Genomic DNA, 23490 nt, shown 5'->3' with positions numbered 1-23490 from the left:
GATATCGCGGTTCGTTGTCTGCGCGGGCGTGCCGCAGGCAGCGTGAGGGCGCGATCTTTGACGAGGGCGGCACACGTTCACCGTTGACGCGGCATGTCCGTCTCGCAGGTTATCCCCGAGGGAGGGAGGTCCCTAAATCGCAGGTCACACTCGGGCCGTGATTACGCTCACAGATCGCGACAGCGCCCGTACTCATATGGGTATACAGGGGTACGACCGGCGGCGCCGCGTTCCGCCCGCCGACACCGCGCGTCCCCGTCAGCCGGCCGCCCCCGATCCGCCGTGCGGGGCATCCGGTCCGGGCACGGGCAGGGGCCGCTTCTCGAGCGCCGCCGCCATGACGTCCGGGAAGAGATCGGGTGTGCAGGCGAACGCGGGCGCCCCGAGGGCGGCCAGCGCCGCGGCGTGCTCATGGTCATGGGCGGGAGCGCCCTCGTCGGACAGCGCGAGCAGTGTGATGAAGCGGACCCCCGAGGCCCGCATGGCCGTGACCCGCTTGAGCATCTCGTTCCGGATGCCGCCCTCGTAGAGATCACTGATGAGGACGACGACCGTCTCGGCCGGCCGGGTGATCCGCGACTGGCAGTAGGCGAGCGCGCGGTTGATGTCGGTACCGCCGCCGAGCCGGGTGCCGAACAGCACGTCCACCGGGTCGGACAGCCGGTCGGTGAGGTCCACGACGGTGGTGTCGAAGACGACGAGACGGGTGTCGAGGGACCGCATCGAGGCGAGGACCGCGCCGAAGACCGAGGCGTAGACGACGGAGGCCGCCATCGACCCGGACTGGTCGATGCAGAGGATCACCTCCTTCCGTACCGACCGCGCCGCCCGGCCGTGGCCCACGAGGCGCTCCGGCACGACGGTGCGGTGCTCGGGCAGGTAGTTCTTGAGGTTGGCCCGGATGGTGCGGTCCCAGTCGACGTCCCGGTGGCGGGGGCGGCTGACGCGCGCGGAGCGGTCGAGGGCGCCGGTGAGCGTGGCCCGGGTGCGTACCGCGAGACGCTTCTCCAGCTCCTCGACGACCTTGCGGACGACGGTCCGCGCGGTTTCCCTGGTGGTGTCGGGCATCACCTTGTGGAGGGACAGCAGCGTCCCCACCAGGTGGACGTCCGCCTCGACGGCTTCGAGCATCTCCGGTTCCAGCAGCAGGGCGGACAGACCGAGCCGGTCCATGGCGTCGCGCTGCATCACCTGGACGACGGACGTCGGGAAATACGTGCGGATGTCACCCAGCCACCGGGCGATGCGCGGCGCCGACCCGCCGAGCCCCGCCGCGCGCCGGCCCTCGCCGGGACCGGTGCCCGCGCCCTGACCGGAGCCCTGACCGGATCCCTGGCCGGAACCGGAGCCCGGACCGGGGCCGGGGGCCGAGCCGTAGAGCGCCTCCAGGGTGCGGTCCATGGCGGCGTCGGTGCCTCCCAGCGCGCACCCGGTGCCGTCGCCGCCGCCCTCCCCGCCGAGCACGAGCCGCCATCGCCGCAGCCGCTCCGCGGCCGGATCCGGGGCCCGGCCGTCCGTGGCCGCGTCGCCCGGTCGGCTCGCGCCAGGTGCCCCGGCCGTCCCGACTGTCCCGGCTGTCCCGGCCGTCCCGTTCGCCGTCGTCATGACCCAGCTCCCCCTGCCCGCGCCGGGGCGGGCGTCGATGTGTCGGTGGTCCGGTCCAGCCCCAGCAGCAGGCGCATCGTCGGCAGTACGGCCGCCGCCCGGCCGGGGTCGAGGCCCGCCCCGAAGCCCGGTGTGCCGCCCACGCCCCGGGCCGCCGGGCCGTCGGGCGCGCCTCCCCGGCGGACCAGCTCGCCGAGCGTCCGGCGCACCCCCGCGTCATAGGCGGAGAAGGTGCGGCGCAGCAGGGGCAGGACGTCCGTGAACGCCTCGGACGGCACACCGGCGAGCCAGTCGTCGACGAGGGCGAGCAGGCGCTCGTCGTGGATCAGGAGCATGCCGCCGGAACCGTCGCTGCCGACGAATCCCTCGATCCAGGCCGCCGCGTCCGCCGGTGGGGTGCCGACCGAGAGGGCGCGGCTCATCAGCCCGGCCGCCCGGTCCTCGGCGAGCCGCCCGTCGTCCAGCAGGAGGCGCGCGGCCCGCCCCCGGATTCCCCCGGGCAGCCCCTCCCGCTCGGCGAGGACCCCGAGCACACCGGACCAGCGGTCGCGCAGGCCGGACGGGCCGGGCCCGGCGGAATCGTGCGGCCCGGTGGTGGTACTCGACGTGGGGGCGGCGGCGGGGGCGTCGGTGGGGGCGGCCGGGGCCGGCTCCGCCAGGAGGGCCACGGACCGGTGGACGGCGTCCAGATGCCCCCGCATCTCCGCCGCCGCGTCCGGGTCGAGCCCGGCGCAGGCCGCCGGGAGGCCGACGCAGACGCGCTCCACGAGCCCGGTGGCCACCTCGCCGAGGGCGGCGGTGCCGGTGCGGCGGACGTCGCCGTAGCGCACGGCACGGACGAGCGCGGGCAGGGCCTGTGCCAGGTGCGCGACGTCGGTGTCGAGGGCGGCGCGGTCGGCGAGGACCCGCATGACGACGGGCAGGGCGTCCGCGAGGCCGGCCGACAGGCACTGCTCGGCGAGGGTGGTGACCTGGGCCAGGGTCGCGGACCCGATGGCCGCGGACTCGGTCTTGGCGGTGGCCGCGCCGGCCACGGTCGTGCCCCACACGCCCGCCTCCGCGACCCGGACGGACAGCTCGGGCTCCCAGCGGAGCCGCCAGGTCTCGCGGAAGGTGCCCAGCCCGCCGCACGAACGCACCGGTTCGCCCCAGTCGATGCCGAGCAGCCGCAGCCGGTGCAGCAGCCGGCTGCGCGCGGCGTCGGTGTCCTCGCGCAGATCGAGCTCCCGGTCCCGCACGGGGCCTTCGGGTTTGAGGCGCAAGGTGCGCTGAAGGCGGGACAGGTCGCGCTGGAGCGGGGTGGCGGGTGCCGTCGCGGGGACCTCGCCGAGCGCGTCGCCGACGATGAGCCGGTCCCGTACGAGGGCGAGGGGCGCGTCGGAGCCGTCGCACATCACCGCCCGGACCGCGTCGGTGGTCTCGGTGAGCCCGGCCAGGGGGCGGCCCCGCAGAGCGGCGAGGGTGTCGGCGAGCCGGACGGCCTCGATGACGTGGGCCGGGGAGACGGCGTGGTCCTCCTCGCGCAGGAGCCGGGCGACGGTGGTCAGCCACCGCTCGACGGGCCGGTCCGGGGCGTCGAAGAGATGGCCGTACCAGCCGGGCGCGTCGATGCCCGCCCCGTATCCGCTGTGCCGGGAGAGACGGCGGTTGGTCCACGGCACCCAGCTGAGCCGGGCCTTGACCTTCGGCAGCCCCTTGAGCGCCTGCCGGTCGGCCGCGACGGTCCGCTGCGCGGTGAGGGCCGGTACGTGCCAGGCCCCGCAGACGACGGCGACGGCGTCCCCGAACTCGCGCCGGGCTTCGCGCAGCTTGAGCCGCATGTGCGCTTCGCGCGCGGCGTCACGGGCGGCTTCGCACTCGCGGTCGCCGCCGCCGTCGCAGCCGTCCGCGCACGCGCCGTCGCCGAAGGCGGCGCGCAGTTCGCCCATGGCCTCGGCGATGGCCCGGAAGGGCGCGAGCGCGTCGTCGTCCGGCCGGCCGCCGGTGCGGCGGTGCTCGACGGCGTCCTCCCACCACAGCTCCGCGTCGTCGTACCCGGCGGCTTCCGCGAGCGTGGCGAGAGGGTCGGTGCGGGGCGCCGGGCAGGGGCCGGCGGGCCCGCCCGGGGAGCCGGGGGCGTCGCCGACGGGCTCCGGCCGCAGCCGCCCCCGGTCGTCGTCGTGCCGCGGGGCGAGCGCGTGCGCGGCGGGCAGGTCGACGAAGCGGACCGGCACGTCGTGGGCCTGGGCCCAGCGGATGGCCACCCATTCCGGGGAGAACGCGGCGAACGGCCAGAACACGGCCCGGCCGGGGTCGTCCGTGGCGTGCGCGAGCAGCGCGACGGGCGGGCGCATCCCGGGGTCGGCCGCGAGGTGGACGATCGCGTCCGCCTCGGGCGGCCCCTCGATGAGCACGGCGCTCGGCGCGCACTGGTCGAGCGCCGCCGCCACGGCACGCGCGGAGCCCGGGCCGTGGTGGCGCACCCCCAGCAGCGCCGGGCCGGGCCCGCTCATCCGGAGACCTCGCGGCACGCGCGGTAGAAGTCCTTCCAGCCGTCCCGCTCGCGGACGACCGCCTCCAGGTACTCCTGCCAGACGAGCCGGTCCGCCGCCGGGTCGCGGACGACCGCGCCGAGGATCCCGGCCGCCACGTCGCCCGCGCGCAGCACGCCGTCGCCGAAGTGGGCGGCGAGGGCCAGGCCGCCGGTGACGACGGAGATCGCCTCGGCGGTGGAGAGCGTGCCCGACGGCGACTTGAGTCTCGTGCGGCCGTCGGCGGTGACCCCGTCGCGCAGCTCGCGGAAGACGGTGACGACACGCCGGATCTCGTCGAGCCCCCCGGGCCCCGTGGGCAGGTCGAGCGACCGGCCGATCTGGTCGACACGGCGGGCGACGATGTCGACCTCGGCGTCGGCCGTGGCGGGCAGGGGCAGGACCACGGTGTTGAAGCGGCGGCGCAGCGCGCTGGAGAGTTCGTTGACCCCGCGGTCGCGGTCGTTGGCCGTGGCGATCAGGTTGAATCCGCGCACGGCCTGCACCTCCTGGCCCAGTTCGGGGATGGGCAGGGTCTTCTCGGACAGGATGGTGATGAGCGAGTCCTGCACGTCGGCCGGGACGCGGGTCAGCTCCTCGACGCGCGCCGTCTTGCCCTCGGCCATGGCGCGCATGACGGGGCCGGGCACGAGCGCGTCCCGGCCGGGGCCGTGCGCGAGGAGGCGGGCGTAGTCCCAGCCGTAGCGGATCGCCTCCTCCGGGGTGCCGGCCGTGCCTTGCACCAGGAGGGTGGAGTCGCCGCTGACGGCGGCGGCCAGGTGCTCGGAGACCCAGGTCTTGGCGGTGCCGGGCACGCCGAGCAGGAGCAGCGCCCGGTCGGTGGCGAGCGTGGTGACGGCGACCTCGACGACGCGGCGCGGGCCGACGTACTTCGGGGTGATGACGGTGCCGTCGGGCAGCGTGCCGCCGAGCAGATAGGTGGCGACGGCCCACGGCGACATCCGCCAACGCCCGGGCCGGGGGCGGTCGTCGGCCGCGGCGAGGGCCCTCAGCTCCTCGGCGAAGGCGTCCTCCGCGTGCGGTCGCAGGGCTTCGGTCTCGGTTGCGGGCACGGTCACAAGTCCCCCTCGTCGTGCGCTTCCCGGATACGTGAACCACCTTGCACCCACCCACTGACAATCGGCTTCGGCAGCACGAATCCCCTGGTCAGGGCGATTGTCAGTGGGTGGGCCTAGCTTGGTCGGCATGAATTGGCAGGGGGAACGCAGGACGGCGGAACCGGTTCGCGCACCGGACGCTGACGCCACGTCACATACAGCGGGCGCCGGCCTCGCGGTGCCCGGGCCGTGGGCGGGCACGGGGGCGAGTACGACGGGGGAGGCGGTCCCCTCCCCGGACGCCGAGGCGGCGCAGCGCCGCGCGGAGCGCCGTGCGCGGCGGATCACCGAGGGGGTCACGGAGTTGGAGCGGCGGCTCGCCGATCTGCTGCGGGGCGGGCTCGCCGCCGGGGAAGCGGACGGCTACGGGTGGTGGGAGGAGACGGCGGCCCGCATGGTCGACGCCCAGGCCCCAGGACTGGCGGCGCGGGTGCGGGAGTTGGCGTCGGTGACCGGGTCCGGCGCGGATCGGGCCTCGCGGCTGCTGGAGGAGTGCGCCTTGCTGCACACCCTCAATCAGGGCTGGCTGCACCGCGACCGGCTGCCCGAGGCCCTGGCCGCCACGGTGCGCACCCGGGTCGGCATCACCTCGGACGCGGCGTCCGTGCTGGCGTCCGCCACCCCGGTGCGTGATCTGTGGCTGGTCCTGGCCCAACAGGACGCCGACGACGGCCGGTTGGTCACCAGGAAAATCTGGCTGCACGGCCGGAGCACGGGCCGGGCGGCCCTGCTCCTGTCCTACGGCGCGGCCGGGCGGGCACCCGAGCTGTCGCTCCCCACCGGGCTCGCCCTGGACGCGGACCTCGCGTACCACCCGGCCGCCCGGCCCTTGCGCGCCGCGCTGGGCACCCGTCACGCGGCACCCGCGCCCAGCCCCGCACCGCCGCCGGGCGGCGATGTCACGGCGGCCCTCCGCGCCTACGGCGAGGCCCTGCGGGACGACCCGTGGCTCGACGCGTGGCCCGTGGTCCTCTCGGCCGTGATCCCCGTCCCCGGCCCGGAGCACGGCTGGCAGTTGGCCGACGCGCACGGCGAAGCCGCGCTCCCCGTCGACCCCCGGTGCGGCGACCGCCCGGGCCTGTGGCGGCTCGCGGCGATATCCGGCGGCTCCCCGGTGACGGTCTTCGGCGAATGCGGCCACCGGGGCTTCACTCCCCTGACCACCTGGGCACCGGAGCCCGTCGCGCTCTGACGAGGCCCGCTCCCGGCCGGACCGCCCGGCGGTCGGCGACACCCACAGGAAGGGCAAGCTCATGACCGGCACCTGGGACGATCTCGTCACCGTGGCCCTGCTCGGCACCGAGCGGCGCACTCCGCCCACCCGTCCGAGCCCCGGGCAGGACGCCGCCGGGGCGCTGCTGGACGCCGCCGCGCTGCGTACCGTGCGGCGGCGCGCCGGGCTGCTGCCGGCCACCGCCCGGGAGCGTCCCGAAGCCGCGCCCGAGGACCCGCGGCCGCCGCTGCCGCCCGCCGCCCGGCGGCGGCTGGAGCTGCTGCTCGCCGACCGGGCCGGGCCCGGTGACGGCGCCGGACGGCGGGGTTCCCTGCCCGACCTCGTCGAGTTGCTGCCCCAGTGGCTGGCCGCCGCCAACGGCCACGGCTACCGGGCGCCCGCCGCGCTGCTGCCCGCTCTGCTCGACGCGGCCCGGGCCCGCTCGGACCTGCGCCCGCAGGCGCTCGTCCTGGCCGGGCCACGCGCCCTGTGGCTGGCCCGGCTCAATCCGCGGTGGAAGTACGCGCTGCGCGGCGGCCCGGCGCCCGCGCCCCGCACGCACCCCTGCGCCCCGGGGCCCGAGCAGCGGGTGTGGCAGGAGGGCCTGTTCGCCGAGCGGTCCGCTCTCCTGGTGTCCGTGCGGCGCCGCGATCCGGCCGCCGCGCGGGAGCTGCTCGCCTCGACGTGGGCGACGGAGCGGGCCGAGGACCGGCTGATGTTCCTGGACTCCCTGCGCGAGGAGCTGTCCCCCGCCGACGAGCCGTTCCTCGAACGGGCCCTGGCCGACCGCAGCCGCACGGTGCGGGCCACCGCCGCCGAGCTGCTGTCCGCCCTCCCCGGTTCCGCGCTCGCGGCCCGGATGGCCGACCGGGCCCGGTCCTGCGTCGGCCTGGACCGCACGGGCGTCGGCGTGCCCCGCATCGCCGTCGAGGCACCGCACGAGTGCGACGCCGGCATGCGGCGGGACGGCATCACCGCCCAGCCGCCGTCCGGGCGGGGCGAGCGGTCGTGGTGGCTGAGCCAGCTGGTGGAGGCGGCGCCGCTGGACACCTGGTGCGAGCGGTTCGGGGTCACGAGCCCGGCCGAGGCCGTGGCGCTGCCCGTCGCCGACGGCTGGCAGCCGGACCTGCACGCCGCGTGGTGCCGGGCGGCGGTCCGGCAGCGGGACGCGCGGTGGGCACGGGCGCTGCTCGGCCCGGCGACATCACCCACCGCCCCCGAGGGCTCCTCGTGGCGGGACCCCGCGAGGCTGCTGTCCGCGCTGCCGGAGGCGGAACGGGCGGCGTGGGTGGCGGAGTTCATCGCGACCCACGGCCTGCCGGAGGCGTTCCGGCTGCTCGGGGTGTGCGCGGTGCCGTGGTCCAAGCCCCTGGGGAGGGCGGTCGTCGACGCCCTCGACATCGCCCGGGACGCGGGCAGCTACCCGTGGAGTTTCAGCGGGGTGATGGGCCTGGCCGAGCGCTGCCTCGACCCGGCCGAGGCCGATCGCCTGGAGGTCCTCACCACCCTCCCCGACGAGCCCCGGGACGGCATGGGCGCCCCCGGCGCCGCCGGCTACTGGGCCGAGGCCTTCCAACGCCTCGTCGGCACGCTGCGCATACGCGCCACAATGCGAGCGGAGCTCGCGGGATAGCCGCCCCACGAGCCCGCCTTTCCGGGACGGCTCCCCTGCCCACGGTGGTTGTCCTCAATCGCCGGACGGGCTGCTGTGCTGTGTCCTCAAGCGCCGGACGGGCTGGTCTGGCTGACCTCAGCCAAAACCAGCCCGTCCGGCGATTGAGGACGCGCCCGCAGGGCGCTCGCCGCCGCAGGCGGCACGCAGGCCGTCAGCCCAAAAACCGCCGGCAGGCGAGAGGCGGCACAACAGGCCGTCAGCCAAAGAACCGCCGGCCAGGACTACGCCGGCTGCCTAACGTTGGCGTTGACCCACTCGACGATCGACGTCGTCGTCGCGCCGGGCGTGAAGATCTCCGCGACTCCCTGCTCCTTGAGCGGAGCGATATCCGCCTCCGGGATGATGCCGCCGCCGAAGACCTTGATGTCCTCCGCCTCGCGCTCCCGCAGCAGCTCGATCACCTTCGCGAACAGCGTGTTGTGCGCGCCGGAGAGGATGGACAGACCGATCGCGTCGGCGTCCTCCTGGATCGCGGTGTCGACGATCTGCTCGGGCGTCTGGTGCAGCCCGGTGTAGATGACCTCCATGCCGGCGTCACGCAGCGCCCGTGCGATGACCTTGGCGCCGCGGTCGTGGCCGTCGAGCCCCGGCTTGGCCACCACCACGCGAATCGGACCGGTCACTCCCATCACTGCCTCCATCTACGACTGCCGTCACCGGCCGAGGTCCCGGGCCCGGAGGCCGGGGAAGTGAACGAACGTTATCGCCAGCATCCCGCAACCCGCCGTTTCGCGGCCGAGACCGAGGGGGAAATCACACGTGGGACAACACGTTCGCTACGCACCGCGCCCGCGCCTCCGCGTCCGGTGGGCCCTTTGGCCGCCCGGATCGCCGAGGCGCCCGGCGCGGTCGTCGCGAAGCGAGCCGCGGCGCGGTCGCAGTGGCACCGCCCCGCCCGGCCGTACGGCGGGGGGCGCGACGAGCGGCCCAGCGGAGCCGCCACGCGTGCACACGGGGGACGGAGCCGCCCGCCTGCTGTGCGCAGTTCAGGAGGTCGGCCATGGGGGCCCTGCCCTTTTCCTTCCGTACCCTCGTCCGCCCTCCGGCGGCGCTGGTGCGCTCCACGGTGCTGGAGCTGTTGATCCTCGCGGGTCATCTGCTGCTCTATCCGTCCGGCCTGACGCAGGAACGCCGCCCTCCGCCCCTGCCGGTACCGCCCGAGCCGCCCCTGCCCGCCGGGCCGCCCGCACCGTCCGGGCCGACGTCCCCCGGCCCCGCCGCCCCGGCGGGCGGCACGGCCCCGCACCCGGCGCCCACCACGGCACCGGCCCCGGCAACGGTCCCGGCTGCGGTACCCGACCCGCATCCGCCCGTGCTGCTCCTCCACGGTTTCATCGACAACCGCTCGGTCTTCGTCCTGCTGCGCCGCTCACTGCGGCGGCACGGCTGGTCCCAGGTCTCCTCGCTCAACTACTCCCCCCTGACCGGTGACCTCCGTACGGCGGCCGCGGCGCTCGGCGGGCACATCGAGGAGATCTGCGGGCGCACGGACCGCGAGCGGATCGACATCGTGGGGCACAGCCTCGGCGGTCTGATCGCCCGCTATTACGTCCAGCGGCTCGGCGGCGACGCACGGGTGCGCACCCTCGTCACGCTCGGCACCCCGCACCGGGGCACGGCCGTGGCGCCGCTGATGTCCGCGCACCCGCTCGTACGGCAGATGCGTCCCGGTTCGGAGGTCATCGCGGAGTTGTCCCGGCCCGCCCCCGATTGCCGTACGCAATTCATCGCCTTCTGGAGCGACCTGGATCAGATCATGGTCCCCGTCGAGACGGCTCGAATCGATCATCCGGACCTGTCGGCGCGGAATGTCCGGGTGAGTGGAGTGGGGCACCTGGCGCTCCCGGTCCACTGGGCGATAGCGGCCGGCATCCGGCAGGCGCTGGCCGCCGAGGAAGCGGTGGCCGACGCGACCGGCACGTCATCGGTGGCCTGACCGGGCCACCCGGCCGGCCCGTGACGTTTCCTCGCACAATCGGCCAAAACTTCGAACAGATATCGAACGTCAAACCTATTACTCGGGGTTCAGTCCACCGAAAGGCGGCCAAATGCCCGTACCCCGAAGGATCGAAACGTGACGAAGATTGTCGCCGTCCCGTACCGCCGGGTACAGTCGCCGCTAATTCACCTGCTGCCGAGGCGAAATGGAAGTGGTGGTGAACGACCGTCACCCGTCGGCGGGCCCAATCCCGACCGTTCCCACTCCCGATGCCTACGGGCATTACCCGGCGTATGCGCAGCAGGGCACCCAGCAGGGTTATGCCCCCTATGGCGGCTACGACACCGGGCAGTGGGACACCACAGACACCACCGGCCAATGGGACACCACCAGTCAGTGGGGAACCACCGGCCAGACCCAGACCTGGGACTTCAGCGCCTACACCGGGCAGCAGTCCGAACAGCAGACCGGGCAGTGGGACACCACCACGACCGGCCAGTGGGATGCCGACGCCTGGGGGGCGGGCAGTTCGTACGACACCTCGGGGCAGTGGGACACGGCCGGGCATCCGCAGGAGGGCCAGTTCCAGCCGCAGTCGGCGTTTCCGGGCCAGGAGCATCCCCAGACCCAGACGTGGGACACGCCCGGGCAGTTCCAGGGCTGGGACACCTCCGGCCAATGGGACATGAGCGGTCAGACGCAGACGTGGGACACCAGCGCGTACGCGAACCCCGACGACACGCACGGAGCCGGCCACGGCCAGGAGGCGCCGCACGGGCAGCCCCCCGAGGCCCCGCACGATGCGACCGTCATGACTGACCTCGGTCTCGCGGAGCTGGACACGCCGGGCCCCGACAGCGGCTTCGGCAGTGACTACGGCAGTGGTTTCGACGGCGGTTTCGACACCGGTGCCACGGCGGGCACGGCACCCGGCGCACGGGGCGTCGCCGACGCCGAGACCCGGACCATGGAAGCGGTGACCGCACCGCCCCGGCGGGACGACCGGTCCGCGGACGCCCCCGAGGAGACGCGGAGCGGCCAGGGCCGCAGCCGCCGCAAGGGCGCGCCCGCGAAGGCCGGTTACCGGCCGCGCCGCAAGGCGCTGCTGACCGTCGCCGTGCCGTCGGTCGCTGTCATGGGCGTCGCCGGCATCGCCGCCGCCTCCGTCTCCACCGGCGGACAGAGCGACACCAAGCAGACCCAGGCGGCCACCGCCCCGGACCCCGCGGCCGTCAAGCCCGCCGCGGCCAACAACAAGCTGGACACCCAGCTCGCGAGCCTCAGCAAGGGCGCCGACGACTTCGCCAGCCGCGCCAGCCGCACCCAGGAGCGCATCGACCTCAAGGCGCGCCAGGAGGAAGAGCGCAAGCGCAAGGCGGAGGAGGCGGCCCGCAAGGAGGCCGAGCGCCCGAAGTTCGCGCTGCCCGTCGCGCAGCACGGGCTCAGCGCCTATTACGGCCAGGCGGGCATCAACTGGATGTCGACGCACACCGGCATCGACTTCCCCGTCGGTTACGGCACCCCCGTCATGGCCGCCACCGACGGCACCGTCCGCACGCAGTACAACGTGGCGTACGGGAACATGGCCATAGTGACCTCGCCCGAGGGCGTCGAGACCTGGTACTGCCACCTGAGCAGCACCAAGCTGCGGTCCGGCCCGGTCAAGGCCGGGGACGTCATCGCCTACTCCGGCAGCTCCGGCAACTCCACCGGACCGCACCTGCACTTCGAGGTGCGTCCGGGCGGCTCCGCCGTCGACCCGCTGCCGTGGCTGCGCGGCCAGGGCCTCGACCCGACATAGGTGTTGCCGCCTGCGGCGGCGAGCGCCCCGCGGGCGCGTCCTCAAGCGCCGGACGGGCTTGATATCAAGCCCGTCCGGCGCTTGAGGACACCGCCGCGCAGCGGTGATGCCCCCAAACGATCCGCCGGAAGGGCTAAAGCTTCTCGACCGGTGCGTAGCGCAGCAGGAGCCGCTTCGGCTTCTCCTCGCCGAAGTCGACCGTCGCCTCGGCGTTGTCACCGCTGCCCTTCACGCCGACGACCGTGCCGAGCCCGAACGAGTCGTGCGTGACCCGGTCGCCGATGGTCAGGGCCACCACCGGCCGGTCCTTGGTGCGCCGCGTCGCGAAACCGCTCGGGCCCGCCTTGGCGCCACCGCCGCCGCGCGAGGACCCGAAGCCGGACGTGAGACCGGAGACCGCGCCCATCGACGCCGACGGGGTCGCCGGGCCGGTGCGGCGCCACTGCACGTACTGCTCGGGGATCTCCTCCAGGAAGCGGGACGGCGGGTTGTACGCGGGCTGGCCCCAGGCGCTGCGCATGCTCGCCCGGGTCAGATACAGCCGCTCGCGCGCCCGCGTGATGCCGACGTAGGCGAGCCGGCGCTCCTCCTCCAGCTCCTTGGTCTGGCCGAGGGCCCGCATGTGCGGGAAGACGCCGTCCTCCATGCCGGTGAGGAAGACGCAGGGGAATTCCAGGCCCTTCGCCGTGTGCAGGGTCATCAGCGTGATGACGCCGGTGCCCTCGGTGTCCTCGTCGGGGATCTGGTCCGAGTCGGCGACCAGGGCGACCTTCTCCAGGAACTCCGCCAGCGTCCCGGGGCTGTCCACGCCCTCGGCGGACCGCTCCTGCTCGAACTCCAGGGCCACGGCGGCCAGCTCCTGGAGGTTCTCGATGCGGGTCTCGTCCTGCGGGTCGGTGGACGCCTGGAGTTCGGCGAGGTACCCCGTGCGCTCCAGGACCGCTTCCAGCACGGTCGCGGGTCCGGCCCCGGACTCGACGATCGTGCGCAGCTCCTCCATCAGGACGTTGAAGCGCTTGACCGCGTTGGCCGAGCGGGCTGCCATGCCGTACGCCTCGTCCACCCGCCGCAGCGCCTGCGGGAAGCTGATCTTCTCGCGCGACGACAGCGCGTCGATCATGGCCTCGGCGCGGTCCCCGATGCCCCGCTTGGGCACGTTGAGGATGCGGCGCAGCGGCACGGTGTCCTCGGGGTTGGCGAGCACCCGCAGGTAGGCCAGCACATCGCGGACCTCCTTGCGCTCGTAGAAGCGCACTCCGCCGACGACCTTGTAGGGCAGCCCGACGCGGATGAAGATCTCTTCGAAGACACGGGACTGGGCGTTGGTCCGGTAGAAGACGGCGACGTCCCCGGCCTTGGCGTCCCCGGCGTCCGTCAGCCGGTCGATCTCGTCGGCGACGAACTGCGCCTCGTCGTGCTCGGTGTCGGCCACATAGCCGGTGATGGTCGCGCCGGCCCCGGCCTCGGTCCACAGGTTCTTCGGGCGGCGGTTCTGGTTCCGCTCGATCACCGCGTTCGCCGCGGAGAGGATCGTCTGCGTGGAGCGGTAGTTCTGCTCCAGCAGGATCGTGGTGGCGTCCGCGTAGTCCTCCTCGAACTGGAGGATGTTGCGGATCGTGGCGCCGCGGAAGGCGTAGATCGACTGGTCGGCGTCGCCCACGACGCACAGCTCGGCGACGCCCTCCTCCGGGGCGTTCTCCGCGGTGCCCACCAGCTCGCGCACCAGGGTGTACTGCGCGTGGTTGGTGTCCTGGTACTCGTCGACCAGCACGTGCCGGAAGCGCCGGCGGTAGTGGTCGGCCACGTCCGGGAATGCCTGGAGGAGGTGGACCGTGGTCATGATGATGTCGTCGAAGTCGAGGGCGTTGGCCTCGCGGAGCCGCGACTGGTACATCGCGTACGCCTCGGCGAGCGTCTTCTCGAAACCGTCCGCCGCCTGCGCGGCGAAGTCCTCCTCGTCGATCAGCTCGTTCTTGAGGTTCGAGATCTTCGCGCTGAACGACTTCGGCGGGAACTTCTTCGGGTCGAGGTCCAGATCACGGCAGACGAGCGCCATGAGGCGCTTCGAGTCGGCCGCGTCGTAGATCGAGAAGGAGGACGTGAAGCCCAGCTTCTTGCTCTCCCGGCGCAGGATCCGCACGCACGCGCTGTGGAAGGTCATGACCCACATGGCGTTGGCGCGGGGGCCCACCAGCTCCTCGACGCGCTCCTTCATCTCGCCCGCGGCCTTGTTGGTGAAGGTGATCGCGAGGATCTGCCCCGGGTGGACGTGGCGGGCGCCCAGCAGATGGGCGATGCGGTGCGTGAGCACCCGGGTCTTGCCGGACCCGGCACCGGCGACGATCAGCAGCGGCGAACCGGTGTGCACCACGGCGGCACGCTGCTGGTCGTTCATCCCCTCCAGCAGGGCGACCGGGTCCACGACGGGCCGGGCCGCCCCGTCGCGGTAGTACGCGTCGCGGGGGACGGGAGCGTCGAACGCGCCCCCGAAGAGGTCGTGCGGCACCGGCTCCGGGGCCGCGTCCTCCGGGGGCGGCGGGTGCTCCTCGCCCGAGGGGCCGAGATCCGCCAGGAAGCTGTCGTCAAAGAGGCTGCTCATCGCCTCCCGAGTCTAGGGCGCCCCACTGACAGCCGGTCCCGCTTCCGCCGACCCGTTCGCCCCGGGGACTGTGACGTACGTCTACGTCGGCGTCGCGCGGGCCCGCCCCCCCCCGGACGCCGGACGGGCCGGAACCGGCCGGGCCCGGCCCGGACCGCAGGGTTACGTCCAGAGCACGGCGACGAAGATGTTGGCCGTGGTCAGCGCGCCCACCGCGCCGAAGGCGGCGGCCGGGACCTTCTCGTCGTCCCGCTTCACGTAGACCAGGCCCAGGATCACGATCAGCAGCGCCAGCTTCACGCCGATCTTGACGGTGTTGACGGTGTTGCCGTCGGCCTGGTTGAGAGCGACCAGCGCGAAACCGGTGACCAGCATGGTCAGCGCGCCGTGCAGCATCGCCGGGACCATGCGCGCCGCACCCTTGCCCATGGCCTTCATCTGGGTCATGAAGCCGCCGAGCAGGGCGGCGATGCCGATGATGTGCAGGCCGACGAAGGCGTGAATCAGTACGTCCATGAGGGCGACCCTAGCCGGGGCCATAGCACCCCATCGCCGTCAGGTAGGGAGTTATCAGCGCTTCGATCACACGCTGGCCGGTTCCCTCCGCACGGACGGGAGTTGCACGGTCACCGACGGTCACTGAATGGCTGATTCCGGGCATTACCGGTCAAGCCCGTATCCACGTGACCGCGCGGTTTAGCGTCCTCCTCCAGACGACGGTGGTCCGCTCACTCTCCCCCTCGCGCGGACCACCGTCGTCCGAGGCCCCGCACCGCAGGCACCGCCGGAAGGGACTGACGACCGACGTGGCGTCGCACCGCAAGCCCAAGCAGCACCCGCTCGCCGGGAACACCGCCCGGACGGCGGCCACCCTCGCCCTGGCGGGCGTCGCCACCGCGACCGCGCTCGACGGCACCGGCAACGCCACCCCACCGCCCACGAAGGACCAGGTCAAGGTGCGGGTCGCCCAGTACTACCGGGATGCCGAGGTGGCCACCGAGCGGTACAACGGCGTCCGGGAGAAGGCCGACCGGGCCCGGTCGGTGCTGGACGGGCTGCAGGACGAGGCGGCCCGCAGGACCGGGCGGCTCAACGCGGCCCGCAACGCCCTGGGCTCCTTCGCGACCGCCCAGTACCGCGAAGGCGGTCTCCCGCCCGCCGTGCGGCTCCTGCTGTCCTCCTCGCCGGAGCGGTTCCTGGAACGGGCGTCGCTGGCCGACCGCGCGGGCAGCCTGCGGGCGGTCGCCCTCACCCGGGTGCGCGGCGAGCTGCGGGGCGTGGAGCAGGTACGCACCACCGCGGCGGCCCGGCTCGCCGAACTCAAGGACGAACAGGCCGCGCTGGCCCGGCACAAGCGGACCGTCGAGGCGAAGCTCGACGACGCCAGGCGGCTTTTGAACCGGCTCACGGCCGAGGAGCGCGCGGAGTTCCAGCGCGACGGCGCGGAGGCCGGGGCCGTGGCGGACGGCCCGGAGCGGGCCGTCGCCGCGAGCACGGCCCCGTCGGGGGGACGGGCGGGCATGTCGGCCCCCCACGGCGTCACCCAGGCCCCGACGGAGCGCGCGGCGCGGGCCGTGGCCTTCGCGTACTCCGCGCTCGGCAAGCCGTACGTGTGGGGGGCGACCGGCCCGTCCGGGTTCGACTGCTCGGGCCTGACCCAGGCGGCCTGGCGGGCGGCGGGGGTGTCGCTGCCGCGCACGACCTATACGCAGATCAACACGGGGCGGCGGATCACCAGGTCCGAGCTGGCGCCCGGTGATCTGGTCTTCTTCTACTCGGGCGTGAGCCATGTCGGGCTGTACGTCGGCGGCGGCAGGATGATCCATGCCCCGCACCCCGGCGCGCCGGTGCGGATCGCTCCCGTCGACCAGATGCCGTTCGCCGGCGCGGCCCGCCCCGTGTGACCCGCACCCATCCGCTGCGCGGCGGTTGTCCGCTGTCCTCAAGCGCGGGACGGGCTGCTGTGCTGTGCCCTCAATCGCCGGACGGGCTGGTTTCGGCTGAGGTCAGCCGAAACCAGCCCGTCCGGCGATTGAGGACGCGCCCGCAGGGCGCCCGCCACCGCAGGCGGCTCGCAACACGGCTACGCCGAGACGTGCTTGGTCAGCCAGCGAAAAACATCCGGTACCTGCCGCTTCCAGACAGCCGTGCCGTGGCCGCCCGCGCCCGCGGGGATCATCGATACCTGGACCGTCGTCGGCGCCTTCGCCGCCTGCTTGATCGCCAGCCCGCCCTGGTAGCCGTCGCCTTCCGCGCCGGAGAGGAACAGCGCGACGCGCGGCGGCGTCTTGGCGCGCTGGAGCATCTTCCAGGGGTTGTTGGCCTCGCGCAGCTCGGGGGTCTTCGCGGTGAGCGAGGCGGGTTCGCCGGCGGGGTCGTTGTAGCCGGACAGGCTCACCGCGGCCCGGTAGCGGTCGGGATGGGCGACGGCCAGCTTCGCCGCGCAGTGCGCGCCCGCCGAGTAGCCGGCGACGGCCCAGCCGTCGGGCTTCTCCGCCGCCCGGAAATTGTCGACGACCATCTTGCGGACGTCGACGCTCAGCCAGGTGTCGGCGTTGACCTTCCCGGGGATGTTCGCGCAGCCCGAGTCGACGTCCCCAAGGAGCGTGGTGCGCGGCGCGACGATGATGAAGGGGGCAACCTCGCCCTTCGCCATCAGCGGCTTGAGCTGGGTGTTGACGTTCAGGCTGCCGAACCAGGCCTTCGCCGAGCCGGGGAAGCCGGGCAGCACCTCGACCACCGGGAACTTCTTGTCCCGGTACGCCGGGTCGTCGTACTGCGGCGGCAGCCAGACGTAGACCTCGCCCTCGACCCCCGATATCCGGCCCTTGAGCTGCGTCTGGCGGACCCCGGCGCCCATCCGCCGGTCCGAGACGGGCGTGAACTTCTGCGACACCTTCGGCTCGCGGTCCAGCGACTTGCCGCCGGTGCCGTCCGGTCCGAGGTCGGCGGCCTCGGTCACGTGGTCACCGGTGCCGAGCAGGTCGTCCCAGTTGTCGAAGAGCGCGTTGGAGTTGTTGACGATCACGAAGACCAGCACGATCGCGGTCGCCTGCGCGAAGAGGAGCATGAGGAACCGCGTCACCAGGCGGACCACCTTCGGGCCGCCGATCCTGCCCCACAGTGCGAGCGGCAGCACCAGGGCCACCACGACCAGGAGGATCGTGGTCAGGAAGAAGGGCGTACCCGTCAGGCTCATCGGGCTCTCGTTTCCGGATCGCGGGCCCGGCGGGCCCCGGCCCTGCGCAAGTGAGAGCCTTTCGTCCGTTCAAGATGCCACGGGAGCCGCGGAGGTTCCGCCGCCGTCCCCACCGCCGCGACGGGCCCGCCGCGGCGCGTACCGTCGGTAACGACGCGGCTCCGTTCCGCGCGTCACGGCGGCCCGGAGCCGCGCCCGGTCAGACGAGCCTGCGGGCCGTCGCCCACCGGGTCAGCTCGTGGCGGTTGGACAGCTGGAGCTTGCGCAGCACCGCCGAGACGTGCGACTCGACCGTCTTGACCGAGATGAAGAGCTGCTTGGCGATCTCCTTGTAGGCGTAGCCGCGCGCGATCAGCCGCAGCACCTCGCGCTCGCGCTGGGTCAGCCGGTCGAGGTCCTCGTCGACGGGCGGGGCGTCGGTCGACGCGAAGGCGTCCAGCACGAACCCGGCCAGGCGGGGCGAGAAGACGGCGTCACCGTCCTTGACCCGGAAGACCGCGTCGATCAGGTCCGCGCCGGTGATGGTCTTGGTGACGTACCCCCGGGCGCCGCCGCGGATGACGCCGATGACGTCCTCGGCGGCGTCGGAGACCGACAGGGCGAGGAAGCGGACCGGGGACTGCGGGTCGGCCATCAGGGCGGCACTGCGGCGCAGCACCTCCACCCCGCCGCCGCCGGGCAGATGGACGTCCAGGAGGACGACCTCGGGGCGGGTCGCCGCGATGACCGTCACCGCCTGGTCGACGTCGGCGGCCTCGCCCACGACCTCGACGCCCGTCCGCTCGGTGGCCCCGATCTCGGCCTGCACACCGGTGCGGAACATCCGGTGGTCGTCGACGAGCACGACCCTCGCATGGCGCTCCGTCATCTCTTCGGTCGTCATGACGCCTTCTCCGCCCTCTCCATTTCCAGCTCCACTTCGGTTCCCCCGCCGGGCACGGAACGCAGTCTCGCCGTACCGCCGTTGCGCCGCATCCTGCCGATGATCGACTCGCGGACGCCCATCCGGTCCTCGGGCACGGCGTCCGGGTCGAAGCCGGGCCCCCGGTCCCGGACCGAGATGAAGACCGTACGCCCGTCGACCTCGGCATAGACCTGGACGGCACCGCCCTCGCCACCGTACTTGGCGGCGTTGACCATGGCTTCCCGGGCGGCCTGCTGCTGCGCGGCCAGCCCCTCGTCCAGCGGGCAGTCGCCGACGACGACGACCTCGATCGGCACCCCGTGGTGGTCCTCGACCTCGGCGGCGGTGGCCTTCACGGCCTCGGCCAGGGTGGTGGGCTCCGCGGCCTCGTCCTTGCCGCGCCCCTCGGGCCTGTAGAGCCAGGCGCGCAGCTCCCGCTCCTGGGCGCGGGCGAGGCGGGCGACCTCCCGGGGGTCGTCGGCGTTGCGCTGGATGAGGGTGAGAGTGTGCAGGACGGAGTCGTGGACGTGGGCGGCGACCTCGGCCCGCTCCTGGGCGCGGATGCGCATCGTCCGTTCCGTCGAGAGGTCCTGTGTCATCCGGACGACCGAGGGGCCCGCCAGCAGCGCGATCCCGACCACGACGGCCAACGAGGCCTGCAGGACCGTGCCCAGGTGCCGGGCCGAGCCCTGGAGGACGACCATGCCGGTGACCCCGACGCCGACCAGCAGCACACCCGCCGCGCCGCGCGCGAGCGGCAGGACCCGCTTGCGGCGGCTGACCTCCATCCAGTGGGCGCGCCGGGCGTTGTCGGCCTGCCGCCAGACGAGCGCGACGCCCGCGCCGATCAGGAGCAGCGGCCAGATGTAGGCGTTGGCGCGGCCGAGCTGGAGGGTGTCGACGAAGATCGCGGCGCCGATCATGACGGCGATGAGCGCGAAGACCTGGCCCCGGTCGGGCTTGCGGGCGAACCGTCGCCGGCGCCCGTCCGGCGCGTGTCCGGCCACGGCCGCCGCGCGCGGTGCCTCCACCCCGCCGACACCGAGCGGCACGACGAACCAGAACACCGCGTAGAGCACGGCCCCCATGCCCTGCACCATGAACAGCGCGCCGAAGGCGACCCGCACCCACGACACCGGCATGCCCAGGTGCCCCGCGAGCCCCCGGGCCACGCCGCCGAGCAGCCGCCCGTCGGCGCTGCGGTAGAGCTTGCGCGGCGAACGCCCGTCGGGGCCGGGGCCGGGCGGCGCGTAGGCGCTTGCGGCGCGGGGCGGCGTCGTCGATGCGCTGGTCATGCCCCGATCGTCACATGCCCGTGCGCGCGGGGGCATCAGGGTCGTCCCTGACCGGCCCCGGGGAAACCCCCGGCACGGCCCTCCTCGCGCCGCCCCTGCCCGTACCTCCCTGCCCGCACTGCCCGCCGCTACGAGCCCGGTCCGTCGGGGCCCGGCCGGAAGCCGTCACGGAGCACGTCGAAGACGGCGACGTGCCGGTTCCACTCGTCCTTCGGCGCGGAGAGGTAGAGGGCGTACTCGTTGCCGCCCTCCCGGCCGAACCCGAGGTCGATGGCCCGGAACTCCCGGACCCGGCCCTTGAAGGTGAACTCCCATACCGCCGCGGGCTCGCCCCGGAACCTGGTCTCCTGCATCCGGCCCCGCCGGTAGCCGTCGACCTCCGTCTTGAGCTGCTCCTCGACCTCCTTCCAGTGCCGGAGGTGGTCGGGGCTCGCGAAGTCGAGGACGTTGACCTTGATGCCGACGAGTCCGCCGGGGGCGATGTAGTCGACCTCGACGGGCGACTTCTCCTTACGGGTCCAGCCGTTCGGCACGGGGAAGGAGACACCGAGCCGCTTCTCCTCCACCAGGTGGTACCCCGCCGGGACGGGCGGCGGCTTCCAGGCGGCCGGAGAGGGGGCGGAGCTGGGGGGAGCGGCCGCCCGTGAGCCGGTGTCCTGGCCGGGGCCGGCGTCCCACGTCATGAGGAACGCGCCGGCCGCGAGCCCGGCGGCGACGACGGCCGTCGCCCCCCACAGGAGCGCACGGGACCGGCGGCGGCCACCGCCCTCGGCGGCACCGGCCCGCTCCCCCGCCGCGTCGGACGGCCGCGCCGCTTCGGCCGCCGTCCGTGCCGCCTCCGGGGCCGTACCGGACGCCGTACCCGACGCCGCCGCCGTACCCGATGCCGTCGGCTCGTCCAATGCTCCGGCCCACCCCGGGGGCGGCGGCCCGGTGAACGCGTCGCCGCCGGACGGCTCGACGGCCGTGGGCGCGCAGGCGGTGACCGTCGTGCGCTCGGGCCGCTGCTCCGGTATGCGCAGATATGCCGTCTCCACCTCGGCCATCGGCTCGCGCAGGATCTGCTCGACCAGCTCGGCCGGCGGGCGCAGGTCCGGTTCCTTGGCGAGCAGCGTCTCGATCAGCTTGGTCAGCGGCCCCGCCCGCAGGGGCGGCTCCAACGGGTCCATGGCGATGGCGTAGGCCGTCTCGACGGCGGTGTCCTTGCGGAACGGCGGTCGCCCTTCCAGCGCCTGATACAACGTCGCACCGAGCGCCCACAGGTCGGACGCGGGACCCGGCTTGGCGCCCTTGACCCGCTCGGGCGCGATGTAGTCGATCGAACCGACCATCTCGCCCGTCTTGGTCAACGTCGAGGTGCCGGTGGACTGGGCGATACCGAAGTCGGTGAGCACGATGCGCCCGTCCTCGCCGAGCAGTACGTTGCCGGGCTTGACGTCGCGGTGCAGCACCCCGGCCGCGTGGGCCGCCCGCAGCGCCGCGACCATGCCGCGCCCGATGCGTGCCGCCTCGTCCGGCGAGACGGGGCCCTGGCGGATCAGATCACCGAGCGTCGTCGACGGCACGTACTCCATCACGATGCACGGCAGCCCGTCGTGCTCGACCACATCGTGGACGACGACCACGTTGGGGTGGTTGATCCGGGCCGCGCTGCGCGCCTCACGGCGGGTGCGCTCGTAGACGGTGGCGAGTTCGTCCTCCTCCAGGTACGGGGAGACGTGCAGCTGTTTGAGCGCCACCTGACGGCCCAGCAACTCGTCCTCGGCGCGCCAGACGGTGCCCATGCCGCCCCGGCCCACGCGCTCGAGGAGCCGGTACCGCCCGGCGAGCAGCCGACCGCGGTCGGACCGCGATCCGGCCGCCACGGGCCACTCGGACGCGGCCCCGGACACTGACTCAGACACCGTGCGCCCCTCCGGTTCCCCCATGCGTGTTCGATGCGCCACGATATCCGCCGCCGTCTCAGGGAAAATCTCAGGGAACGGGCAGGGTCGCCACGGATGCCTTTCGGACGGCCCGGTTGACACCATGTCCGTATGACCGACGCACCAACCGCCCAGGGCTCCCGGCCCCTGGACGCGGCGCACGACCCGCCGACGGAAGCCGGGCCGCCCTTGCGGCGCAGCCGTGAGCACAAGGTGCTCTCCGGTGTCTGCGGCGGCCTCGGCCGCTGCTTCGACCTGGACCCGGTCGTCTTCCGGGTGGTGCTGGGCGTGCTCGGCGTCACCGGCGGACTGGGGCTGATCGTCTACGGGCTGGCGTGGCTGCTCATCCCGCTGGAGGGCGAGGAGGAGAACGAGGCCCGGCGGCTGCTGTCGGGCCGGGTCGAGGGCGCGACCCTGACGGCACTGCTCTGCGCCCTGGTGGGCTGCGGGCTGTTCCTGTCGATGCTCAACAACAGCGGTGCGATGGCCTTTTCGCTGGCGCTGACCGTCGCCACCGTCGGCGCGGCCTATTGGTCGCAGCACCACCGGCCCGGGGACGGCGAGGAGGACACCCACGCCACCCAGAAAACGGTGGAGGCGCCGCCGGAGACGAAGGCCCCGCCCACGCCGGGCGGCCCGTCCTGGTGGCGCGACCCGATCGTGAAGGACGGCCCGGAGAGCCCGTCCGCCATGGCCACGGGCTATTTGTGGGGACCCGACGACAGCCCGGCCGACAGCGCGGCCCACGAGCACGGCTGGTCCGGCCTCCTCGGCCCGTTCGGCGGCCTGACCAAGCCGAAGGCCGCCGCCCGTCCGCTCTTCCCGCCCGCCCGCTCCACCCCGCAACCGGCCGGGCGGGCGCTGGGCGGCTGGGTGTTCCTGCTGGCCCTGGCCGCCTTCGCCCTGGGCTCCGGGCTGTCCTGGCACGACCACCCGATGAGCACCTCCCTGGAGATCGGCCTCGCGTGCGCGCTCGGCGTCTTCGGCCTCGGCATCGCGACGAGCGCGCTCTACGGACGCACCGGCGGCGGCACCGTCTTCGCGGCGGTGCTGACCGGTGTCCTGCTCGTGGGTGCCGCCGCGCTGCCGGAGTCGGTGACCGCCGACTGGCACCGGACGACCTGGCGCCCGGCGAACGCCACGCAGGTCCGGGAGCACTACGCGGTGGGCAGCGGCGTCGGCGTCCTCGATCTGTCGGGGGCGGCCTGGCCGAAGGACCGGGCGATCGGCACGAGCGCCGAGGTGGGCGCCGGACGGCTCGAGATCGTCGTGCCGGTGGACATCACGGCCCGGCTCGACGTCAAGGTGGGTCTCGGTGACATCCAGCTGCCCGGTGAGCAGCGCGACGACATCGACATCGACCTCGGGAAACGCAAACGGATCACCCTGCCGCCGCCCGCCGGGCACACCTCGCGCGGCACGCTGGAGATCCGGCTCGAAGTCGGCATCGGCCAGGTGGAGGTGACCCGTGCGACGCCATGAATTCGAACCGGGCAAGCTCGTCATCGGACTCGTCCTACTGGGCGGCTGCGCCGCCTACCTCGGCGCGGCCGTGGGCCGGTGGCACTTCCCCGCCTATGTGCTGCTGCCGGCTCTGGGCACCGGCCTCTGCGTCTCCGGCACGGTCTCCGCTCTCGCCGTCGCCGTCCGCCGCCGCCGGGAGTCCGGCGCGGAACGCGACGGCCGGCCGGACTCGGGCTGACCGGG

Annotated in this window: 17 protein-coding genes; 7 read left to right on the top strand and 10 right to left on the bottom strand. The window is 73.9% G+C overall.

Translation table 11 applies throughout. The features are described from left to right. Window positions 1-258: 258 nt before the first annotated feature. From ACZ6MA_RS13575 to ACZ6MA_RS13565, 3 genes are read right to left on the bottom strand one after another with little or no spacing between them, the layout of a single operon-like run. Window positions 259-1605 carry a VWA domain-containing protein gene (locus ACZ6MA_RS13575; protein WP_469433533.1) on the bottom strand — a complete coding sequence of 449 codons (1347 nt, stop codon included), beginning with the start codon at window positions 1603-1605 and terminating at the stop codon, window positions 259-261. After that, window positions 1602-4097 (bottom strand): DUF5682 family protein, encoded by a 2496-nt coding sequence (locus ACZ6MA_RS13570; protein ID WP_469434090.1) that lies wholly within the window; start codon window positions 4095-4097, stop codon window positions 1602-1604. The genes ACZ6MA_RS13575 and ACZ6MA_RS13570 overlap by 4 nt, the downstream gene beginning before the upstream one ends. Then, on the bottom strand, window positions 4094-5194 hold the full coding sequence (locus tag ACZ6MA_RS13565; protein ID WP_469433532.1) for an ATP-binding protein: 1101 nt from the start codon (window positions 5192-5194) through the stop codon (window positions 4094-4096). Before ACZ6MA_RS13565 ends, ACZ6MA_RS13570 begins: the two co-directional genes overlap by 4 nt. A 127-nt stretch (window positions 5195-5321) precedes the next feature. Here ACZ6MA_RS13565 and ACZ6MA_RS13560 point away from each other — a divergent pair, with 127 nt between their 5' ends. Together ACZ6MA_RS13560 and ACZ6MA_RS13555 are read left to right on the top strand one after the other, a co-directional pair. Continuing rightward, window positions 5322-6425 (top strand): hypothetical protein, encoded by a 1104-nt coding sequence (locus ACZ6MA_RS13560; protein ID WP_469433530.1) that lies wholly within the window; start codon window positions 5322-5324, stop codon window positions 6423-6425. Between the two features lie 61 nt (window positions 6426-6486). Continuing rightward, complete coding sequence (locus ACZ6MA_RS13555) at window positions 6487-8079, top strand: DUF5691 domain-containing protein (RefSeq protein WP_469433528.1); 1593 nt, start codon at window positions 6487-6489, stop codon at window positions 8077-8079. 263 nt (window positions 8080-8342) lie between these two features. Here ACZ6MA_RS13555 and ACZ6MA_RS13550 read toward each other — a convergent pair whose 3' ends face one another. Next, a complete protein-coding gene (locus tag ACZ6MA_RS13550) occupies window positions 8343-8750 on the bottom strand; it encodes a cobalamin B12-binding domain-containing protein (RefSeq protein WP_398050907.1) in 408 nt (135 codons plus the stop codon). A gap of 371 nt (window positions 8751-9121) precedes the next feature. Here ACZ6MA_RS13550 and ACZ6MA_RS13545 point away from each other — a divergent pair, with 371 nt between their 5' ends. Continuing rightward, window positions 9122-10057 (top strand): esterase/lipase family protein, encoded by a 936-nt coding sequence (locus ACZ6MA_RS13545; protein ID WP_469433527.1) that lies wholly within the window; start codon window positions 9122-9124, stop codon window positions 10055-10057. Window positions 10058-10277: 220 nt separating this feature from the next. Then, the gene (locus ACZ6MA_RS13540; RefSeq protein WP_469433525.1) at window positions 10278-11861 is read left to right on the top strand and encodes a M23 family metallopeptidase; all 1584 of its coding nucleotides are present in this window, start codon (window positions 10278-10280) and stop codon (window positions 11859-11861) included. A gap of 133 nt (window positions 11862-11994) precedes the next feature. Here the strand turns inward: ACZ6MA_RS13540 and pcrA are convergent, their stop codons facing one another. Both pcrA and ACZ6MA_RS13530 read right to left on the bottom strand, forming a co-directional pair. Then, a complete protein-coding gene (pcrA, locus tag ACZ6MA_RS13535) occupies window positions 11995-14460 on the bottom strand; it encodes a DNA helicase PcrA (RefSeq protein WP_469433523.1) in 2466 nt (821 codons plus the stop codon). Window positions 14461-14622: 162 nt separating this feature from the next. Further along, window positions 14623-14976, bottom strand: coding sequence for a hypothetical protein (locus tag ACZ6MA_RS13530; RefSeq protein WP_469433522.1), 354 nt, complete (start codon window positions 14974-14976; stop codon window positions 14623-14625). 290 nt (window positions 14977-15266) lie between these two features. Here ACZ6MA_RS13530 and ACZ6MA_RS13525 point away from each other — a divergent pair, with 290 nt between their 5' ends. After that, the gene (locus tag ACZ6MA_RS13525) at window positions 15267-16364 is read left to right on the top strand and encodes a C40 family peptidase (RefSeq protein ID WP_469434089.1); all 1098 of its coding nucleotides are present in this window, start codon (window positions 15267-15269) and stop codon (window positions 16362-16364) included. Window positions 16365-16543: 179 nt separating this feature from the next. On the opposite strand, the gene ACZ6MA_RS13520 is transcribed toward ACZ6MA_RS13525, so the two are convergent. From ACZ6MA_RS13520 to ACZ6MA_RS13505, 4 genes are all read right to left on the bottom strand, one after another. Beyond that, the gene (locus ACZ6MA_RS13520; protein WP_469433521.1) at window positions 16544-17659 is read right to left on the bottom strand and encodes an alpha/beta hydrolase; all 1116 of its coding nucleotides are present in this window, start codon (window positions 17657-17659) and stop codon (window positions 16544-16546) included. A gap of 199 nt (window positions 17660-17858) precedes the next feature. After that, on the bottom strand, window positions 17859-18542 hold the full coding sequence (locus tag ACZ6MA_RS13515; RefSeq protein WP_469433519.1) for a LuxR C-terminal-related transcriptional regulator: 684 nt from the start codon (window positions 18540-18542) through the stop codon (window positions 17859-17861). Beyond that, window positions 18539-19858, bottom strand: coding sequence for a PspC domain-containing protein (locus ACZ6MA_RS13510; protein WP_469433517.1), 1320 nt, complete (start codon window positions 19856-19858; stop codon window positions 18539-18541). The genes ACZ6MA_RS13515 and ACZ6MA_RS13510 overlap by 4 nt, the downstream gene beginning before the upstream one ends. Window positions 19859-19986: 128 nt before the next feature. Next, window positions 19987-21642 carry a serine/threonine-protein kinase gene (locus ACZ6MA_RS13505; protein ID WP_469434088.1) on the bottom strand — a complete coding sequence of 552 codons (1656 nt, stop codon included), beginning with the start codon at window positions 21640-21642 and terminating at the stop codon, window positions 19987-19989. Between the two features lie 252 nt (window positions 21643-21894). Here ACZ6MA_RS13505 and ACZ6MA_RS13500 point away from each other — a divergent pair, with 252 nt between their 5' ends. Together ACZ6MA_RS13500 and ACZ6MA_RS13495 are read left to right on the top strand one after the other, a co-directional pair. Next, the gene (locus tag ACZ6MA_RS13500; RefSeq protein ID WP_469433515.1) at window positions 21895-23265 is read left to right on the top strand and encodes a PspC domain-containing protein; all 1371 of its coding nucleotides are present in this window, start codon (window positions 21895-21897) and stop codon (window positions 23263-23265) included. Continuing rightward, a complete protein-coding gene (locus tag ACZ6MA_RS13495) occupies window positions 23252-23485 on the top strand; it encodes a hypothetical protein (protein ID WP_469433514.1) in 234 nt (77 codons plus the stop codon). Before ACZ6MA_RS13500 ends, ACZ6MA_RS13495 begins: the two co-directional genes overlap by 14 nt. Window positions 23486-23490 lie beyond the last annotated feature (5 nt).

The sequence above is a fragment of the Streptomyces sp. NPDC042259 genome (genome assembly GCF_055582085.1).
This window is presented reverse-complemented; position numbering and strand designations above follow the sequence as displayed.

What these genes read in the sequence shown, in the direction of transcription:
- ACZ6MA_RS13575 (WP_469433533.1), bottom strand. Translation starts at nt 1,605, where the DNA reads ATGACGACGGCGAACGGGACGGCCGGGACAGCCGGGACAGTCGGGACG.
- ACZ6MA_RS13570 (WP_469434090.1), bottom strand. Translation starts at nt 4,097, where the DNA reads ATGAGCGGGCCCGGCCCGGCGCTGCTGGGGGTGCGCCACCACGGCCCG.
- ACZ6MA_RS13560 (WP_469433530.1), top strand. Translation starts at nt 5,322, where the DNA reads ATGAATTGGCAGGGGGAACGCAGGACGGCGGAACCGGTTCGCGCACCG.
- ACZ6MA_RS13555 (WP_469433528.1), top strand. Translation starts at nt 6,487, where the DNA reads ATGACCGGCACCTGGGACGATCTCGTCACCGTGGCCCTGCTCGGCACC.
- ACZ6MA_RS13550 (WP_398050907.1), bottom strand. Translation starts at nt 8,750, where the DNA reads ATGGGAGTGACCGGTCCGATTCGCGTGGTGGTGGCCAAGCCGGGGCTC.
- ACZ6MA_RS13545 (WP_469433527.1), top strand. Translation starts at nt 9,122, where the DNA reads ATGGGGGCCCTGCCCTTTTCCTTCCGTACCCTCGTCCGCCCTCCGGCG.
- pcrA (WP_469433523.1), bottom strand. Translation starts at nt 14,460, where the DNA reads ATGAGCAGCCTCTTTGACGACAGCTTCCTGGCGGATCTCGGCCCCTCG.
- ACZ6MA_RS13530 (WP_469433522.1), bottom strand. Translation starts at nt 14,976, where the DNA reads ATGGACGTACTGATTCACGCCTTCGTCGGCCTGCACATCATCGGCATC.
- ACZ6MA_RS13520 (WP_469433521.1), bottom strand. Translation starts at nt 17,659, where the DNA reads ATGAGCCTGACGGGTACGCCCTTCTTCCTGACCACGATCCTCCTGGTC.
- ACZ6MA_RS13515 (WP_469433519.1), bottom strand. Translation starts at nt 18,542, where the DNA reads ATGACGACCGAAGAGATGACGGAGCGCCATGCGAGGGTCGTGCTCGTC.
- ACZ6MA_RS13510 (WP_469433517.1), bottom strand. Translation starts at nt 19,858, where the DNA reads ATGACCAGCGCATCGACGACGCCGCCCCGCGCCGCAAGCGCCTACGCG.
- ACZ6MA_RS13505 (WP_469434088.1), bottom strand. Translation starts at nt 21,642, where the DNA reads ATGGGCACCGTCTGGCGCGCCGAGGACGAGTTGCTGGGCCGTCAGGTG.
- ACZ6MA_RS13500 (WP_469433515.1), top strand. Translation starts at nt 21,895, where the DNA reads ATGACCGACGCACCAACCGCCCAGGGCTCCCGGCCCCTGGACGCGGCG.